This window comes from Streptomyces sp. NPDC058741 (genome assembly GCF_042746715.1).
In the GTDB taxonomy this organism is placed as follows: Bacteria; Actinomycetota; Actinomycetes; order Streptomycetales; family Streptomycetaceae; genus Streptomyces.
Map to the genome: position 1 here is coordinate 1 of NZ_JBHYQH010000073.1, position 17522 is coordinate 17522.

The following is a 17522-nucleotide window of genomic DNA, read 5'->3' on the forward strand; positions in this document are numbered from 1 at the left end:
TTGCTTTAAACCCCACCGTCGCCCCCCCCCCCCCCCCCCCCAGGTCCGGGGGGCGGGCGCCGTGGGGTCGTAAACCGGTCACGCGGGGGAAGCGACGGGTTCACGAACCGTTGAGGGGGTGCGGGGGACCGGCATCCGGCCCCTTTCGGGTGCGTGGGTGGTCACAAGGGTCGTGGCGGAGCCGGTCAGTGGATGATTCCGGTGCGCAGGGCCACCGCCACCATCCCGGCGCGGTCGCCCGTGCCGAGCTTGCGGGCGATGCGGGCGAGGTGGCTCTTGACGGTCAGGGCGGACAGGCCCATCGAGACGCCGATCGCCTTGTTCGACTGGCCCTCCGCGACCAGCCGCAGCACCTCCACCTCGCGGCCGGACAGCTCGCGGTAGCCGCCCGGGTGGCTCGGGGCACCCGGGGGGCGGCGGTGCAGACGCGCGGCGGCGGCGCCGATGGGGGCGGCGCCCGGCCGGGTGGGGAGCCCGACGTTGGTGCGCGTGCCGGTGACGACGTAGCCCTTCACACCGCCGGCGAGGGCGTTGCGCACGGCGCCGATGTCGTCGGCGGCCGAGAGGGCGAGCCCGTTGGGCCAGCCGGCGGCGCGGGTCTCGGACAGCAGGGTGAGGCCGGAGCCGTCGGGCAGGTGGACGTCGGCGACGCAGATGTCGCGGGGGTTGCCGATGCGGGGACGAGCCTCCGCGATGGACGAGGCCTCGATGACATCGCGCACACCGAGCGCCCACAGGTGGCGGGTGACGGTGGAGCGGACGCGCGGGTCGGCCACGACCACCATGGCGGTGGGCTTGTTCGGGCGGTAGGCGACCAGGCTTGCGGGCTGCTCGAGGAGAACGGACACCAGGCCTCCTGGGGTGCGGGACGGGGCCGGCTCGTGGGGGTGAAGCCGGGACGAACCGTGCTTTCAAGGTCACAGTCGTCTTCGGCAGCAGGTCGCTCCGCCTTTAGAGAATGATCACGAATCGGTGATAACAATCCGTGCAATTCGGACGGGCGATCGATCATTCGAAGGCCGAACGGTTTCGGTATGGGTCGGTACCTCTTCGAAAGTGGCCGTATCGACAAAGTGATTCGGCCAAGAGAGGGACCGGGGTGTGATCGTCGGCAGGAAAGCGCTGACCGCCCCGCGCAGGGTCGGTCAGCGCGGGGCGGTCGGGGGTCGGTCAGGGTGGGTCAGCGGGACTGCGGCCCTCGCCGCTGGGGCAGCGTCACGACCGACGCGTCGCCCGGCCCGGCCGGCGGCAGCCCCGCGACCTGGGCCAGCAGGTCGCACCAGGACGCCAGGTGCGCGGCCGCGTCCGGCACCCCGCCCGGCCCTTCACGCGGGGTCCACGAGGCCCGGATCTCGATCTGCGAGGCCGCCGGGCGCGCGGCCAGGCCGCCGAAGTAGTGGGAGCTCGCCCGCGTGACCGTGCCGCTCGGCTCGCCGTACGTCAGTCCGCGCGCCTGCAGCGCGCCGGTCAGCCAGGACCAGCACACCTCCGGCAGCAGCGGGTCCGCCGCCATCTCCGGCTCCAGCTCCGCGCGCACCAGCGTCACCAGCCGGAAGGTGCCCCGCCAGGCGTCGTGCCCGGCCGGGTCGTGCAGCAGCACCAGGCGGCCGTCCGCCAGGTCCTGGTCGCCGTCCACGACCGCCGCCTCCAGCGCGTGGCTGTAGGGGGCGAGCCGCTTCGGCGGGGGTGTCGGCTCGATCTCGATCTGGGGCCGCAGCCGCGCCGTCCTCAGCGCGTCGACGGCGGCCCGGAAGGGTGGCGGAGCCGCGTCCTGCCCCCGCCCGTTGTGCCCGGTGTCCTTCGCTTCGTCCATTCCGCCAGCGCCGTCCGACCTTCGTCCCTGAGCCGCAGCCATGCGGGAAGATTACGGGGACCGGGGGCCGGCTGCCGGGCTAGACACCCCGCGCCCGTCCAGGGGCTGGATCACGCCGTCGGACGGCGTGCGAAACTTGGCCCGTGAGTGCCAACGACGCCCCCCGGGCCCAGCAGCCGTCCGCCCCGTACGACTCCGCCTTCCTCAAGGCGTGCCGGCGCGAGCCCGTCCCGCACACTCCGGTGTGGTACATGCGGCAGGCCGGGCGCTCGCTGCCGGAGTACCGCAAGGTGCGCGAGGGCGTCGGCATGCTCGAGTCCTGCATGCGGCCCGAACTGGTCACCGAGATCACCCTGCAGCCGGTGCGCCGGCACGGCGTGGACGCGGCGATCTACTTCAGCGACATCGTCGTCCCGCTGAAGGCCATCGGCATCGACCTCGACATCAAGCCCGGCGTCGGCCCGGTCGTCGAGCGCCCGATCCGCACCCGCGCCGACCTCGCCCAGCTGCGCGACCTCACACCCGAGGACGTCTCCTACGTCACCGAGGCCATCGGCCTGCTGACCCGCGAGCTCGGCGCCACCCCGCTGATCGGCTTCGCCGGCGCCCCGTTCACCCTCGCCAGCTACCTCGTCGAGGGCGGCCCCTCGCGCACCTACGAGAACGCCAAGGCGATGATGTACGGCGACCCCGCGCTGTGGGCCGACCTCCTCGACCGCCTCGCGGACATCACCGCCGCCTTCCTGAAGGTGCAGATCGAGGCCGGTGCCTCGGCGGTGCAGCTGTTCGACTCCTGGGCCGGTGCGCTGGCCCCGGTCGACTACCGGCGCTCGGTGCTCCCGGCGTCGGCGAAGGTCTTCGAGGCCGTGGCCGGCTACGGCGTCCCGCGCATCCACTTCGGCGTCGGCACCGGCGAACTGCTGGGCCTCATGGGCGAGGCCGGTGCGGACGTCGTCGGCGTCGACTGGCGCGTCCCGCTGGACGAGGCCGCCCGCCGCGTCGGCCCCGGCAAGGCGCTGCAGGGCAACCTCGACCCCACCGTGCTGTTCGCCACGACCGAGGCCGTCGAGGCCAAGACCCGTGAGGTGCTGGAGTCCGCGAAGGACCTGGAGGGCCACGTCTTCAACCTCGGCCACGGCGTCATGCCGTCCACGGACCCCGACGCGCTGACGCGGCTGGTGGAGTACGTCCACACCCACACGGCCCGCTGACCTGGGCTCCGGCCCCCAAGACCACCCCGCCCGGCGCCGTCATCAGGCCGGCGGCCGGGCCCGCCTGCCGAACAGGATGCCGGGCGGTTCCGGAGGGGGCGGTGTGCCCCGCCGCAGCGGCCACGCGATGAGCATGCCGACGAGGAACCCCGCGACGTGCGCCGCGTACGCCACCGTGCCCGCGTCGGCGACGCCCTGGCCGGAGGAGTACACCGCCTGCAGCACGAACCACAGGCACAGCACGATCCAGGCCGGCAGCCGCAGCGGCAGGAAGACCAGGAACGGCACCAGCACCCAGACCCGGGCCCTCGGATACAGCACGAGATAGGCGCCCAGCACTCCGGCGATCGCCCCCGACGCGCCGATCAGCGGGGTGGCCGAGTCGGCGTCGAGCAGCGCGAAACCGTAGGACGCCGCGTAGCCGCACACCAGGTAGAAGAACAGGAACCGCACGTGCCCCATGCGGTCCTCGACGTTGTTGCCGAAGATCCACAGGAAGAGCATGTTGCCCAGCAGGTGCAGCCAGCCCCCGTGCAGGAACATCGCCGTCAGGACGCTCAGTTCGGGCGACTTGTCGTAGGGCGGCGGACCCGCCACGCAGCCCGCTCCCTGCGGGCCGACCCCGACGTCGCCCGTGGGCACCAGCCGCGGCACCTGATGGTGGATCAGCTCCCGCGGCACCGCCGCGTACTGGTCCAGGAACGCCTGGAGATGGCACAGCTGCGCCAGGCCGGCCTCGCCCGTGAGGGAGCCGGCCATGCCGGGTGTGAGCAGGAAGACGACCACGTTGGCGGCGAGCAGGGCGTACGTGACCCAGGCCGTGCGCCGTGCCGGGTTCACGTCATGAACGGGGATGACCACATCACACAGGTGCCCGGGGTGCCGCGGGCGAATCGGTGAGGCCGGTGAACGCGGCCGTCCGGGCGTGCGTATGTGTGGGCAACCGCTCGCGGCGCGGGGAAGGCGGGTCGCGAGGCCGACGTGAGGAACAGGCGATGAACGACCGAGTTACTCCTCCGCTGCACGCGCTGCCCGACGGTGAGGCGGAGCTGACGCTGGTGGTGCGGCTGCCCTGGGAGGACGTGGCCCGTCTCGGCCAGGAGGCGGGGCGGCTGGCGTCCCAGATGCGGCGGCCCGTGACCCTGGACGAGGCGGCGAGTCACCGGCTGCGGTCGTCGCGGGCCGCCGCGCACGCGAAGCCGGCCGGGGAGCAGCCGCCCGCGGTGACGGCCGCGCCGGCGTCGGTGTCCTCCCTGCCGTCCCGGCCGGCCGAGCAGGCGCGGCAGGCGATCGACCGGATCAACGGTTCGGCGGGGACGGCGTAGCGCGTGGCGCCCCGGGTGTGAGCGCCGTGGAGGCGCGGGGTTCGGCGGGAGCGGGTCCCTGGTGGCTCGTCGCGAGGTCCCCGCGTCTGCGGGGTGTGACGCGGGGGCTCGTCACGAGGCGCCGCGGACCTTGGCCGTCGCCTTGCGGGCCGCCACCAGGACCGGGTCCCAGACCGGGGAGAAGGGCGGGGCGTAACCGAGGTCCAGCGCGGTCATCTGCTCCACCGTCATGCCCGCGGTGAGGGCGACGGCCGCGACGTCGACGCGCTTGCCCGCACCCTCCCGGCCGACGATCTGGACGCCGAGGAGGCGGCCCGTGCGCAGTTCGGCGAGCATCTTGACCGTCATGGGGGAGGCGTTCGGGTAGTAGCCCGCGCGGCTGGTCGACTCGATGGTGACCGCCTCGAAGCGCAGGCCCACCCGGTGGGCGTCCTTCTCGCGCAGGCCCGTGCGCGCGATCTCCAGGTCGCACACCTTGCTGACCGCCGTGCCGACCACGCCGGGGAACGTGGCGTAGCCGCCGCCGGCGTTGGTGCCGATGACCTGGCCGTGCTTGTTGGCGTGGGTGCCGAGCGGGATGTGCCGCTCCTGGCCGGAGACGAGGTCCAGGACCTCGACGCAGTCGCCGCCGGCCCAGACGTTCCCGTGGCCGCGCACCCGCATCGAACGGTCCGTGAGCAGCCCGCCGTGCGCGCCGAGCGGGAGACCGGCCGCCCGCGCGAGCGTCGTCTCGGGGCGTACGCCGATGCCGAGCACGACGACGTCCGCCGGGAACTCGCGGTCCCCGGCGGCCACCGCCCGGACCCGGCCCCCCTCGCCCGTGAGGATCCCGGTGACCTCGGCGTCGTTCACCATCGTGATGCCCAGGCCCTCCATGGCCTCGTGCACCAGGCGCCCCATGTCGGGGTCGAGGGTGGACATGGGCTCGCTGCCGCGGTTGACGACCGTCACCTCGTAGCCGCGGTTGATCAGCGCCTCGGCCATCTCCACGCCGATGTACCCGGCCCCCACCACCACCGCGCGCCGCCCGCGCGTGCTCCCCAGCGTGTCGAGCAGCGCCTGCCCGTCGTCCAGCGTCTGCACGCCGTGCACCCCGGCGGCGCCGGCGCCGGGCAGGTCCGGCCGGATCGGCCGCGCGCCGGTCGCGATCACCAGCTTGTCGTACGGCGTCCAGGACTCCTCACCGGAGTCGACGTCCCGCGCGCGGACCCGCTGCCCGTCCAGGTCGAGCTCGGTGACCTCGGTGCGCAGCCGCAGGCCGATGTCCCGCGCGCGGTGCTCCTCGGGCGTCCGGGCGATCAGCCGGTCCCGGTCGGTGACGTCGCCGCCCACCCAGTACGGGATGCCGCACGCCGAGTACGACGTGAAGTGCCCCCGTTCGAACGCCACGATCTCCAGTTCGCCGGGCCCCTTCAGCCGACGGGCCTGCGACGCCGCGGACATGCCCGCGGCGTCACCGCCGATCACGACCAGTCGCTCCCCGCGCGTACGGCTCATGCTCATGCGCACACGCTACGGGAGCCCGGCATCTCAGTCCTGCGCGCCGCCCGGTTCCCGGGAGTGCGCCTCGGTCACCGGACGGGCCCTCGGCAGCGAGCCGGTCGTGACCGGCGCGGGTGCGGGGCGCGGGCGGCGCGGGAGGCGGGGGCGTACGACGCGCAGCCACAGCAGCGCGAGCAGGGCCGCCACCGCCGCGAACGGCAGGACCGCGCCGAGGGCCACGGCGAGCCAGCGCAGCATCGTCAGGAACGCGTTCCAGCCGCCCGCGAGCGCGTCCAGGAAGCCGGGGTCCTCGTCCTTCCCGGCCCGCTTCACCGGGGTCTCGGACAGCGACAGGGTGATCGTGGCGAGGCTCGTACGGTCCTTCAGGGACTTCTGCCGGGCGAGCAGCGCCTCCAGATCGGCCTGGCGCGTGCTCAACTCGCCCTCCAGGGTCACCACGTCGCTGAGCTCGGTGGCCCGGTCCATCAGCTCACGGACCCGGGCCACGCTGGCCCGCTGCGACGCGATCCGGCTCTCCACGTCGACGACCTGGCCGGTGACGTCCTCGGCCTTCACGCTGCGGTCGAGGAGCTTGCCCGCGCCCTCCAGGCCGGTGAGGACCTCGTCGTACTCGGCCACCGGCACGCGCAGCACGGCCCGGGTGCGCTCGTGGCCCTCGTCGTCGCGGGTGGTGGTCTCGTCGGCGAGGTAGCCGCCCGCGTTCTCGGTGGCGGCGCGGGCCTCGGCCAGGGACTCGGGGACGTCCTTCACCTGCACGGTCAGCGAGGCCGTACGGATGATGTGGTCCGGGGCGAGCCGGGGCGGGGCGGTCGCCCGTGCCCCGCTCGCGGCCCCGGCCCCGGCGCCTTCGGGGGCGGCCTCCTGCGCCCCGGACCTGTCGTCCGCCCGGGGCGCGGCGGCCCCGCGGTCGGAGGCCGCGGTGTCTCCGGAGTCGTCGTCGGCGCCGCATCCGGTGAGGGCGAGAGCCGCGGCCAGCAGGAGGGCGGCCAGGGCCGGGACAGGTCGTCGTGTGTGCATGCGGGCATCCCCCGGGTTCGGTTCGGCTGACGTCTCTTCGACGCCCGGACGGCCCCGCGGCGTTCGGCCCGGGACGGTTCCGATGCGGTCACGGTCGGGACTCGCGCAGGACACCGGGGCGCGGGGCGGCGCGGTCGGGAGGGTCTGAGAGGCTGGGGTCATGCGCGAAGTACAAGCCCGTGCGGGCACGGGGCAGGTCGTCGTCATCGGGGCGGGTGTCGCGGGGCTGGCCGCCGCGCACCGGCTGCTGCGCGGCGGGGCGCGGGTGACCGTGCTGGAGGCCTCGGACCGGGTCGGCGGCAAGCTGCTGCCCGGGCAGATCGCGGGCGCGCGCGTGGACCTCGGTGCCGAGTCGATGCTGGCCCGCCGCCCCGAGGCGGTGGAGCTAGCCCGGGAGGCGGGCCTCGCCGACCGCCTCCAGCCGCCGGCCACCGCCACGGCCTCGATCTGGACCCGCGGCGCCCTGCGCCCCATGCCGAAGGGGCACGTCATGGGGGTGCCCGGCACCTCCGCCGCCCTGTCCGGCGTGCTGTCCGACGAGGGCCTGGCCCGCATCGACCGGGACGCCGAGCTGCCCCGCTCGGAGATCGGCGACGACGTGGCCGTCGGGGCGTACGTGGCCGAGCGCCTCGGCCGCGAGGTCGTCGACCGCCTGGTGGAGCCCCTGCTGGGCGGTGTCTACGCGGGCGACGCCTACCGCATCTCCCTGCGCTCGGCCGTCCCGCAGCTCTTCGAGGCCGCCCGCACCCACGCGTCCCTGACGGAGGGCGTCCGCGCGATCCAGGCCGCGGCCGCCGCCGCACAGCAGACCGGCCCGGTCTTCACGGGCATCCGGGGCGGCGTGGGCACGCTGCCGCTCGCGGTGGCCGAGTCGGTCCGGGCGCGTGGGGGCGAGATCCTCACGGGAACGCCGGTGACGGAGCTGCGCCGCGTCCCGGAGGGCGGCTGGCGGGTCGCGTCCGCGGACCGGGAGTGGCGGGCGGACGCCGTGGTCGTCGCCGTCCCCGCCCCCGCCGCCGCCCGGCTCCTGCGCGCCGAGAGCCCCGGGGCCGCCGCCGAGCTGGACACCGTCGAGTACGCCTCCATGGCCCTGGTCACGCTCGCCTACCGGCGCGCGGAGATCGCCCTGCCCGAGGGCAGCGGCTTCCTCGTCCCGCCGGTCGACGGACGCACCATCAAGGCCTCGACGTTCGCCTCCCGGAAGTGGGGCTGGATCGCCGAGGAGAACCCGGACCTGGCCGTCCTGCGCACCTCCGTCGGCCGCTACGGCGAGACGGAGATCCTCCAGCGGGACGACGCCGGGCTGGTGGAGGTCTCCCGGCACGACCTGAAGGCGGCCACCGGCCTGGACGCCGCCCCCGTCGCCACCCGCGTCACCCGCTGGGACGGCGGCCTGCCCCAGTACCCGGTGGGTCACCACGCGCGCGTGGCCCGCGTCCGCGAGCACGTCGCCCGGCTCCCCGGGCTCGCCGTCTGCGGCGCCGCGTACGACGGCGTCGGCATCCCGGCCTGCATCGCGAGCGCCTACGCGGCCGCGGACCAGGTCCGGGGCGACCTGCGGGGTGTGCAGGAGCTCACCGCCCACCCGGTGCAGAGCCTGCACGGCGGAGCGGGAGAATAGGGACATGAGCAACGACGCCCCTACCCCCGAGTCCGGCAGGGTCCCGAACAAGGGCAAGCTGGCCAAGGACCTCAACGAGGTCATCCGCTACACGCTCTGGTCCGTCTTCAAGCTGAAGGACGTGCTCCCCGAGGACCGCGCCGGGTACGCCGACGAGGTCCAGGAGCTGTTCGACCAGCTCGCCGCCAAGGACGTGACCATCCGCGGCACGTACGACCTCTCGGGCCTGCGCGCCGACGCCGACGTGATGATCTGGTGGCACGCGGAGACCAGTGACGCGCTGCAGGAGGCGTACAACCTCTTCCGCCGCACCAGGCTGGGCCGCGCGCTGGAGCCGGTCTGGTCGAACATGGCGCTGCACCGCCCCGCCGAGTTCAACCGCTCGCACATCCCGGCGTTCCTCGCCGACGAGACGCCCCGCGCCTATGTGAGCGTCTACCCCTTCGTGCGCTCCTACGACTGGTACCTGCTGCCCGACGAGGACCGCCGCCGCATGCTCGCCGACCACGGCAAGATGGCCCGCGGCTTCCCGGACGTGCGGGCCAACACGGTCGCCTCGTTCTCCCTCGGCGACTACGAGTGGATCCTCGCCTTCGAGGCCGACGAGCTGTACCGCATCGTCGACCTCATGCGCCACCTGCGTGGCTCGGAGGCCCGGATGCACGTGCGCGAGGAGATCCCGTTCTACACGGGCCGCCGCAAGGACGTCGCCGAACTGGTCGCGGAGCTCGCCTGATCAGCCGACGGCCCCCGCGGCCCCGGCCACACCCGGGGCCGCGGGGCGCTCTTCCCCCGGAGCCGGCTCCGCCGGGGCGTACGGCTTCGGCTCGGCGTGCGGCGCGCAGTCCGCACGCCGGCCCGGCAGCCTCCCCTCCAGGAGGTACGCCTCCAGGTGACCGTTGACGCAGGCGTTCGGCCCGCCCGCGAGGCCGTGCGCCCCGGCGTTGCGTTCGGTCACCAGCACCGAGCCGTGCAGCCGGTCGCGCAGCTCCAGGGCGCCGGCGTACGGCGTGGCCGCGTCGCGCTCGGCGGCCAGGATCAGCGTCGGGGGCAGCTCGCCCGGCCCGGCGCCGACGTCGAGCGGCTTCTGCCGGGGCGCCGGCCAGAAGGCGCAGGGCAGGTTCGCCCAGACGTTGTCCCAGGTCTCGAAGGGCGCCACCCGTGCGAGCCGCGTGTTGTCCCGGTCCCACACCGTCCAGTCGGTGGGCCAGGGGGCGTCGTTGCACTCCACGGCCACGTACACCGCCCGCGCGTTCTCCGCCTCGACGGCCGCCTCCGGGTACTGCTGCGCCTGCTCGACCAGCGGGCCGGGATCGCCCTTGAGGTACGCCGACAGCGCGTGCGCCCGGTGCGGCCACTGGTCGTCGTAGTAGCCCGCCTGCAGGAACGCCGACCGCAACTGTGCGGGGCCGACCTTCCCGCCCGCCGGTGCGGCCGCCAGCCGTGCGCTCGCCCGCTCGTAGCCGCGCTGCACCTCCGGGGCGGTCCTGCCCAGCCCGTACACGCCGTGGTGGCGGGCGATCCACTCCTTCACGTCCCGCCAGCGGCTCTCGAACGCGGCCGACCGGGCGAGGTTGTTGCGGTACCAGATCCGTCCCGGGTGGGGGTCGACCACCGAGTCGAACACCATCCGCCGCACGTGCGACGGGAACAGCGTCGCGTACACGGCGCCGAAGTACGTGCCGTACGACGAGCCCAGGAACGTCAGCCGCTCCTCGCCGAGCGCGGCGCGCACCACGTCGAGGTCGCGGGCGTTGTTGAGCGAGTGGTAGTGCCGCAGCGCCCCGCCGGCCCGTTCGGCGCAGCCCCGCGCGTACGCCTTCGCCCGCGCGACGCGCTCCCTCTTGTACGCCTCCGAGGGGTGCGTGGGCGCCAGCGAGGGCCCCTGGAAGAACTGCTTCGGGTCCTTGCACGACAGCGGCGCGGAGGGGCCCACCCCGCGCGGGGCGTAACCGACGAGGTCGTAGGCGGCGGCGATCCGCTTCCACTCGGGGAGCAGGCCGATGAGCGGGAAGTACAGCCCGTTGGCCCCGGGACCGCCGGGGTTGTGGACCAGGGCGCCCTGCCGGTGGACCTCGCGCCCGCCGCTGCGCGGGTCCTTGCGCGTGGCCCGGGCCCTGCTGACGGTCAGCCGGATCTGCTCGCCGTCCGGGCGGGCGTAGTCCAGCGGGACGCTCACCGTGCCGCACCGCATGCTGCCGGGCAGGTCCTGCGCGTCGGGGCACGGGCCGAAGTCGACGCCGGCGGCCCGGGCACGCGCGGCGGCCACCGCGGTGCCGCGCATCAGGGCCGCCTCCGTGCGGTCCTCGGCGTCCGGGGCCGGGGCGAGGCTGCTCAGCAGCAGGGACCCCGCAGCCGAGCAGAGCAGGGCGGCGGCTCTCATCGGGTGTCCCTTCGGCGCGCGGTGGTGACGCAAGGGATGTTTCGTGCGCGGGCCGGGGAAGGCAAGGACCGTCCGCCGGTGTCGGCCCCGGAAGACCCGGTGCGCCCCCGGCCGGTCGGTCGTGCCCTTCGCGGTGCGTGAACGCGGTGCGCAGGTCGGGCTCGCCGATCGCGCTCACTCCCCGCACGGCCAGCGACGTGAGGTGGGTGCCGTCGTCGGCGGTGCCGTCCGCGCTCCGGGCCGGCGGATGCCTCGGCCCTTCACAGGGGGTCGCGGTCGCATGGTGGTGCCTCCTGGTACGGCACCGCACGCCCAGTGCGCTTCGGTGCGGGGTTGACATGTTACTGCGTGGTTTGCGTCAACTGCCGTACAGGGGCGAAGGATTGCAAAGGGAGCAAGGTGGGGCGATCGGCCCCGGGGCGGCGCCGGATCAGTCGCGCCGCAGCAGCACCCTGCGCGTCGTGCGGGACAGCAGCACCCTGCGCGTGGCGCGGGCCAGCCGGCGGGCGGGTCGGGAGCGGGGAGCGGGGCCCGACCGCTCCAGCCACCACTCGCGCAGCTCCCGCCGGGCGACGGCGTCCGCGGGTCCCGCCCCGTTCAGCAGGTGCTCGGCGAAGGTGAGGGCGTCGCGCCGGTAGCCGCCGGTCATCGGCCGGACCTGGGCGTACCCGAGGAAGGCCGCACGGTACTCCCGCCCGAGGATCGCCGGCAGCTCGGGCGCGACCTTCGCCACGACGTCCGCCCGTTTGGCGGCCAGCGCCCGCGCCTGCACCCCGAGCCGCACCCGGTCGAACCCCTCGGGCGGCGGTGTCCCCGCGACCAGGGCCGACAACAGCGCGGCCTGCGCGAGCCCCAGCCGCTGCCGCACTTCCTCGGCGCACCCGGGGTGGGGCAGGCCGAAGGCGCCCCGTGTCGCCTCGGCCGCCCCGGTCTCCTCGTCCCGCGAAGGGGCACCGCCCTCGGCGGGCAGCCCGCCGCCGTCGCCGCGGGTCTCGCTCCGGCGCCCGTCCGCCGGCTCCGCGCCGGGCTCCGACCGCCCGGCCGTTCCCCGGGAGGCCGCGTCGTCGCGCGCCGGGTCCGGGCGGCCGCGCCCGGTCCCCGCCCGCAGCGCGGCCGCGCTTCCGGCCGCGCGTCCGGCCGCGCGCAGCCCGGTCTTCACCCGCTCCACCGCCCCGGCCTCCACAGCCCGGCGGATCGCGGCCAGCTCGCCCTCCAGCTCCGCCGGTTCGGGGAAGTTCTCGTCCCGTTCCAGCAGGACGCCCGGCGGGGACACCCGGGAGGCCAGGTCGGTCAGCACGTCCAGGACCGGCCGGGGGACCGGGTGGGCGTGGCTGTCGTGCCAGACGCCGTCCCGTTCGGAGCCGCCGGCGACATGGACGTAGGCGACGGCCTCCAGAGGGAGCTCGGCGAGGGCCTTCGCGGGGTCCTCGCCGCGGTTGACGTGGTTGGTGTGCAGGTTGGCCACGTCGACGAGCAGCCGGACGCCCGTGCGGTCGGCCAGCTCGTACAGGAACTGTCCCTCCGTCATCTCCTCGCCGGGCCAGGAGAACAGCGCGGCGATGTTCTCGACGGCCAGCGGCACCGGCAGCGCCCGCTGCGCGATGCGCACGTTCTCGCAGAGCACGCCGAGAGCGTCCCGCGTGCGGGGGACGGGCAGCAGATGGCCCGCCTCCAGGCGCGGCGACGCCGTCAGGGCACCGCCCGCCCGCACGAACGCGATGTGCTCGGTGACCAGCGGCGAACCGAGCGCCTCCACCCGCTCGGCCAGCGCGGCCAGCCGGCCCTCGTCGGGCCGGTCCGCGCCCCCGAGTCCCAGGGAGACGCCGTGCGGCACGACGGTGACGCCGCGCTCGCGCAGCCGCCGCAGCGACTCGGGCGGATGCCCGGGGCAGACGTTCTCGGCCACGACCTCGACCCAGTCGATCCCGGGCATGCGCTCCACGGCGTCCGCGATCTCCGGCCGCCACCCGATGCCCGTCCCCAGTCGCTCCATCGTCCCCCTCCTCCGCCCGTCCGTCTCCTCGAACGTGAGGGGGGTATGGCCCAGCCGTCCGGCGGCCAACCCCGCCCGGCCCGGCTTCAGAGGAACATTTGAGGTTCGGCGCTTCGGCTACCTCGGTTGGGGCGAACGGTAGTTGAACACCGACCAGAGGACGAACAGACCGGTCACGATCATGATGATCGACCAGAACGGCTGGTACGGCAGCCACATGAAGTTCGCGATCAGTGCCAGACCGACCACGACCGCACCCGCGGCACGGGCCCACGGGGCCCCGGTGAACAGGCCGAACCCGGCCGCCACCACCAGCACCCCGACGATCAGGTGGATCCAGCCCCACGCGGTCAGGTCGAACGCGAAGACGTAGTCGCCGAAGCTCGTGTACACCTCGTCGTCGGCGATGGCCGCGATGCCCTGCAGCACCCCGAAGAGGCCGTAGACGATCATCAGGGTGCCGCCGAGGGCGAGTCCCCCGGCCGCCCAGGCGTCGCCTGTACCGCCGGAGCCGGGCCCGCCGGGCGCGGGCGGAGCGGGGGGAGGGGGCGCGGCGCTGGTCATGGCTGCCTCCTGGGTCGGGGTCGTCCGGTAACCCCACTGGAGCACCCGTCCGCCCCCGCCGCGCCCGCGGCTGCTCCGAACGGGTGGCCGGTGAGCGTCCGCCCCGACCGGTGCCTAGCGGCGCAGCGCCGGGTGATCGGCGACCACCGTGCACGAGCCGGGCGCGATCTCCGTGAAGCCGGCGTCCCGGACCAACGGCAGCCCGCTCGCGGTCAGTTCGGACCAGCGCGCCGGGTCGGCCGTGCGCACCGAGAGCGGGAAGCCCGCGTCGCGCCAGGCGGCCCGCTCCGCGCCGGACAGCTCCCACCAGGCCAGCTGGGCGGCGTGGCCCGCCTGGGCCATCGCCTTGCCGGCCGACATGCCGAGGCCGGGGTTCAGCCACAGCACGGGCGCGGCCGGGCCGGCGTCGACCGGCGGTTCCGGGTCGTCCAGGTCGGTGCCGGAGACCTGGAGCCGGGCCAGGTCCTTGGGCCAGCCGTCCAGCGGAACGGGCGGGAAGACCCGCACCTCGGCCGAGTTGCCGGTGACGGTGATCCCGGGCAGCGCCCCGGCCCGCCGCCACTCGGCGCCGCGGGCCCGCCGCACCACCTTGCGGATCCGGGCGTCCTGCCAGTCCCGCATGGCCGTCGCCCACGCGCCGTCGCCCACCGACCGCTCGTCGCCGAGGATCGTCAGCACGGCACGGGCGGCCGTCTCCAGCGCGTCCGTGCGCCCCGGCGGGTCCGCCCGCTCGATCCGCACGACCAGCGGCAGCACGAACTGCGGCGCCGCGTCGCGCGCCGAGGGGTCGGACCGGAAGGGGCTGTCGCTCACGGGCGTCGGGTCTTCGCTCACGCGTCCCAGTGTGCCAGCCGGAAGATCGTGCGGGCCGGGGCGCGGCAGGAGGCGGCCGCACCCCGGCGGGTCACCCCGAACAGGCGGTGCGCTGCGCCTCCTGCCACTCGCAGACAGGGCACAGGGTGACGCCCTTGTACGACTCCGGGTACTCCGTCGGCTCCCGGCACAGCACGCACTCCGCGTACGGCGGCCCGTCGGCCTTCGGAGGCCTGGTCGCGTCGATCAGGCAGTAGTCGTCGTCGCTCATCTCCCCAGCGTAGGACGGCCGGGCGTCATCCGGCCGTCAGATGTCCCGCCGCTCCAGCGGCTTGGTCGCCGGGCCCTGGATCACCTTGCCGTCGGTGTCGAAGCGGGAGCCGTGGCAGGGGCACTCCCAGGCGCGCTCGGCGGCGTTGAAGTCGACCAGGCAGCCCAGATGCGTGCAGCGGGCGGAGACGGCGTGCAGGGCCCCGTCGTCGTCCCGGAACACGGCGACGCGGTGGCCGTGGGCGCGGACCACGGCGCCCTCGCCGGGCGGCAGCGACTCCACCGGCGGGGAGGGCCGCAGCCGGTCGCCCACGAAGTGCCCGGCGACCTTGGCCTGCGTCTTGAGGAACGACGGCGCCTCCCGTACGGCCGGCTTCAGCCGCCGCGGGTCGTACAGCCCGCTCCACTCGCACTCCTCGCCGGTGATCTGCGCGCTGAGGAGACGGCCCGCCATCATGCCGCCGCTCATGCCCCATCCGCCGAACCCGGTTGCCACGTACGCGTGCCGGGCGCCCTGGTGCAGCGGGCCGACCATCGGCACGGTGTCCGTGGGGTCGATGTCCTGCGTGGCCCAGCGGTGCGTCGGCTCCAGGTCCGGGAAGTGTTCGGTGGCCCAGGCGGTGAGGCGCTCGAAGCGGGCCCGCGGATCGCCGGTGCCGGGCGTGAAGTGCTCGCCGGTGACGATGAGCAGGCGCCGGCCCTCGCTCGCGTGGGGCGCCGTGCGTACCGAGCGGGTGCCCTCGTCGGGCGTGATGAACATGCCGTCCGGGTCCTGCTCCGCGGGGATCGTCCCGGCCACGACCAGTTCCCGGCGCGGGGTGAGGCGGGTGAAGAGCAGGGCGCGGTCGAAGATCGGGTAGTGCGTGGCGACGACGACGTCCCGGGCCCGGACCGTCGCCCCGGTCGTCGTGGACAGCCGGCACGGTTCGCCCTCGTCCAGCCCGGTGACGGTGGTGTCCTCGAAGATCCGGCCGCCGCGCCCGACCAGGTCGGCGGCGAGGGCCAGCAGGTACGTGCGCGGGTGGAACTGGGCCTGGCCGGTGACCCGGACCGCGCCCGCCACCTCGAAGGGCAGCCCGGTGTCCGTCACGAACGAGGCGGGCAGCCCGGCCTCGGCCGCCGCCCTGGCCTCGGCCCGCAGTTCCTCGACCTTGCCCTCGTCGCGCGCGTACGTGTACGCGTCCCTCGTCTCCCAGTCGCAGTCGACGCCGAGCTCCTCGGCGATCCCGGCGGCCCGCTCGATCGCCTCGGACTGGGAGCGGGCGTACAGCGCCGCGCCCTCGGGGCCCCGGGTGCGGCGCACCTTGTCGTAGACGAGGGAGTGCAGTGCGGTGACCTTGGCGGTGGTGTGCCCGGTGACCCCGGCCGCGACCCGCCCGGCCTCCAGTACCGCCACGCTCCGTCCGGCCCGGGTCAGTTCCCACGCCGTGCACAGTCCGGCGATGCCGCCCCCGATGACCGCCACGTCGACGTCGAGGTCCCCGGCGAGCGGCGGATGACGGCCGTCCGGTGCCGTCTCGAGCCAGTACGAGCTGCCGACCTGCTGCTTCTCGCTCATGAGCCACCGGGTACCCCGGTCGGCCCGCTTCAGTGGCGGGCGCTTTACAGAAGGAGCCGACCGGGCTAACGTACAACCAAATGGTTGTAGAAGAGCTGGGTGACGAGACGGTGGACCGGCTGTTCCACGCCCTGGCCGACACCACGCGCCGGGACATACTGCGCCGCTGCGTGCGCGGGGAGCTGTCGGTGTCGCGGCTGGCCGCGGCCTATCCGATGAGCTTCGCGGCGGTGCAGAAGCACGTCGCGGTGCTGGAACGGGCCGGTCTGGTCACCAAGCAGCGCAGCGGACGGGAGCAGCTCGTGCGCACCGACCCCGACGCGATGGGCCGCGCACGCCGAGCCCTCGACGACCTCGAGTCGGCCTGGCGCGGGCGCGTGGACCGGATGGCCCGGTTGCTCGCCGAGGACACCGGAACCGAGACCGGAGCCCCCCACGGGGGCGACGACACGACGGAAGGAACCGAGCGATGAGTGTCACCAGTGTGGAGAAGGACCTCGACCGCCTCACCCTCACCCTGATCGCCGACTTCGCCGCGCCCGTGGAGCGGGTGTGGCGGCTGTGGGCCGACCCGCGGCAGCTGGAGCGCTGGTGGGGCCCGCCGGCCTACCCGGCGACCGTGGAGGAGCACGACCTGACGCCCGGCGGCGAGGTCGCCTACGTCATGACCGGCCCGGAGGGCGACCGGCACCACGGCTGGTGGCGGATCACCTCCGTCGCCGAGCCGACGTCCCTGGAGTTCACCGACGGCTTCGCCGACGACGACGGCAAGCCCAAGGACGACATGCCGACGATGTCCGTCACGGTGCGCCTGAGCGAGCACGGCGGCGGCACCCGCATGGAGATGCGCTCCCTGTTCGACTCCCGCGAGCAGATGGAGCAGATGGTCGCCATGGGCATGGAGGAGGGCCTGAAGGAGGCCGTCGGCCAGATCGACGCCGTGCTGGCCGCCTGACCGCCTCCGCGCCGGGCCCCGCAGCCGGGGCCCGGCCGGGACCGACCTGGGCCGGCCGGGACCGACCTGGCCCGGCCTGGACCGGCCGGGACCGACCTGGGCCGGGACCGACCGGGCACCGCCGGCGGCACTCCGCCTCGTCGTGGTCCGCCTCCGGGCACCGCGGATCGGGCTCCTCCGGACTCCAGGAGGAGCGCGCCGACCGCCCACGGGGGGTTCCCGCTCGTGGCCGGCCGGATCAAGTACCAGGGCGCGTGCGGGGCACCAGGGCGCGTACGGGGCGCCGCAGCGTTCCAGGGCGAGCGCGCAGGCCTCCCGGTCCGGCGGGCGCGGCTGCCGCGTCGCAGCGGTACAGGCCCCGGCTCACCGGCGGGCAGGCGCAACCGCTGCCGCGAGGGGAGCCTTCCGTGTCACCGGGCCCCCTCTCGTCCCGTCCGTCCGTCTTCCCGTCCCCGGCGGGGTACCGCGCGGTACCCCGCCGGGGACGGGGCCGTGG

At 74.9% G+C, this 17522-nt stretch carries 17 protein-coding genes; 6 read left to right on the plus strand and 11 right to left on the minus strand.

The window, feature by feature from the left end; translation table 11 throughout:
* Positions 1–185 precede the first annotated feature (185 nt).
* Positions 186–848, minus strand: a complete 663-nt coding sequence (locus tag ACFW6P_RS31130; RefSeq protein ID WP_003993737.1) for a response regulator transcription factor — start codon at positions 846–848, stop codon at positions 186–188.
* A 332-nt stretch (positions 849–1180) separates the two neighbouring features.
* Positions 1181–1855, minus strand: coding sequence for a DUF3000 domain-containing protein (locus tag ACFW6P_RS31135; protein ID WP_386347720.1), 675 nt, complete (start codon positions 1853–1855; stop codon positions 1181–1183).
* Positions 1856–1956: 101 nt separating this feature from the next.
* On the opposite strand from ACFW6P_RS31135, the gene hemE reads away from it, so the two are divergent.
* Positions 1957–3024 (plus strand): uroporphyrinogen decarboxylase, encoded by a 1068-nt coding sequence (gene hemE, locus ACFW6P_RS31140; protein WP_386347723.1) that lies wholly within the window; start codon positions 1957–1959, stop codon positions 3022–3024.
* A gap of 42 nt (positions 3025–3066) precedes the next feature.
* On the opposite strand, the gene ACFW6P_RS31145 is transcribed toward hemE, so the two are convergent.
* A complete protein-coding gene (locus ACFW6P_RS31145; protein WP_386425624.1) occupies positions 3067–3885 on the minus strand; it encodes a rhomboid family intramembrane serine protease in 819 nt (272 codons plus the stop codon).
* A 134-nt stretch (positions 3886–4019) separates the two neighbouring features.
* Here ACFW6P_RS31145 and ACFW6P_RS31150 point away from each other — a divergent pair, with 134 nt between their 5' ends.
* A complete protein-coding gene (locus tag ACFW6P_RS31150) occupies positions 4020–4349 on the plus strand; it encodes a hypothetical protein (RefSeq protein ID WP_386347728.1) in 330 nt (109 codons plus the stop codon).
* Between the two features lie 111 nt (positions 4350–4460).
* Here the strand turns inward: ACFW6P_RS31150 and ACFW6P_RS31155 are convergent, their stop codons facing one another.
* Together ACFW6P_RS31155 and ACFW6P_RS31160 are read right to left on the minus strand one after the other, a co-directional pair.
* Positions 4461–5852 (minus strand): FAD-dependent oxidoreductase, encoded by a 1392-nt coding sequence (locus tag ACFW6P_RS31155; RefSeq protein ID WP_386425627.1) that lies wholly within the window; start codon positions 5850–5852, stop codon positions 4461–4463.
* Between the two features lie 27 nt (positions 5853–5879).
* A complete protein-coding gene (locus ACFW6P_RS31160; protein ID WP_386347734.1) occupies positions 5880–6869 on the minus strand; it encodes a DUF4349 domain-containing protein in 990 nt (329 codons plus the stop codon).
* Positions 6870–7029: 160 nt separating this feature from the next.
* Between ACFW6P_RS31160 and hemG the strand changes: the two genes are divergently transcribed.
* The gene (hemG, locus tag ACFW6P_RS31165) at positions 7030–8490 is read left to right on the plus strand and encodes a protoporphyrinogen oxidase (protein ID WP_386347737.1); all 1461 of its coding nucleotides are present in this window, start codon (positions 7030–7032) and stop codon (positions 8488–8490) included.
* A gap of 4 nt (positions 8491–8494) precedes the next feature.
* Positions 8495–9226: a hydrogen peroxide-dependent heme synthase gene (gene hemQ / locus ACFW6P_RS31170; RefSeq protein ID WP_386347740.1), complete on the plus strand. Its 732-nt coding sequence runs from the start codon at positions 8495–8497 to the stop codon at positions 9224–9226.
* On the opposite strand, the gene ACFW6P_RS31175 is transcribed toward hemQ, so the two are convergent.
* From ACFW6P_RS31175 to ACFW6P_RS31200, 6 genes are all read right to left on the minus strand, one after another.
* A complete protein-coding gene (locus ACFW6P_RS31175) occupies positions 9227–10873 on the minus strand; it encodes an alpha/beta hydrolase (RefSeq protein ID WP_386425629.1) in 1647 nt (548 codons plus the stop codon).
* 430 nt (positions 10874–11303) lie between these two features.
* Positions 11304–12866, minus strand: a complete 1563-nt coding sequence (locus ACFW6P_RS31180; protein ID WP_386425632.1) for a DUF692 domain-containing protein — start codon at positions 12864–12866, stop codon at positions 11304–11306.
* Positions 12867–12983: 117 nt separating this feature from the next.
* A complete protein-coding gene (locus ACFW6P_RS31185; protein WP_386425635.1) occupies positions 12984–13430 on the minus strand; it encodes a hypothetical protein in 447 nt (148 codons plus the stop codon).
* 114 nt (positions 13431–13544) lie between these two features.
* Entirely contained in the window at positions 13545–14264 is a 720-nt protein-coding gene (locus ACFW6P_RS31190) for an aminoacyl-tRNA hydrolase (protein ID WP_386425637.1), read from the minus strand.
* Between the two features lie 70 nt (positions 14265–14334).
* The gene (locus tag ACFW6P_RS31195; protein ID WP_386347753.1) at positions 14335–14514 is read right to left on the minus strand and encodes a hypothetical protein; all 180 of its coding nucleotides are present in this window, start codon (positions 14512–14514) and stop codon (positions 14335–14337) included.
* A gap of 36 nt (positions 14515–14550) precedes the next feature.
* A complete protein-coding gene (locus tag ACFW6P_RS31200) occupies positions 14551–16071 on the minus strand; it encodes an FAD-dependent oxidoreductase (protein WP_386347756.1) in 1521 nt (506 codons plus the stop codon).
* Between the two features lie 80 nt (positions 16072–16151).
* On the opposite strand from ACFW6P_RS31200, the gene ACFW6P_RS31205 reads away from it, so the two are divergent.
* Positions 16152–16544 (plus strand): ArsR/SmtB family transcription factor, encoded by a 393-nt coding sequence (locus ACFW6P_RS31205; protein ID WP_386425639.1) that lies wholly within the window; start codon positions 16152–16154, stop codon positions 16542–16544.
* On the plus strand, positions 16541–17026 hold the full coding sequence (locus tag ACFW6P_RS31210; protein ID WP_386347762.1) for an SRPBCC domain-containing protein: 486 nt from the start codon (positions 16541–16543) through the stop codon (positions 17024–17026). The genes ACFW6P_RS31205 and ACFW6P_RS31210 overlap by 4 nt, the downstream gene beginning before the upstream one ends.
* Positions 17027–17522 lie beyond the last annotated feature (496 nt).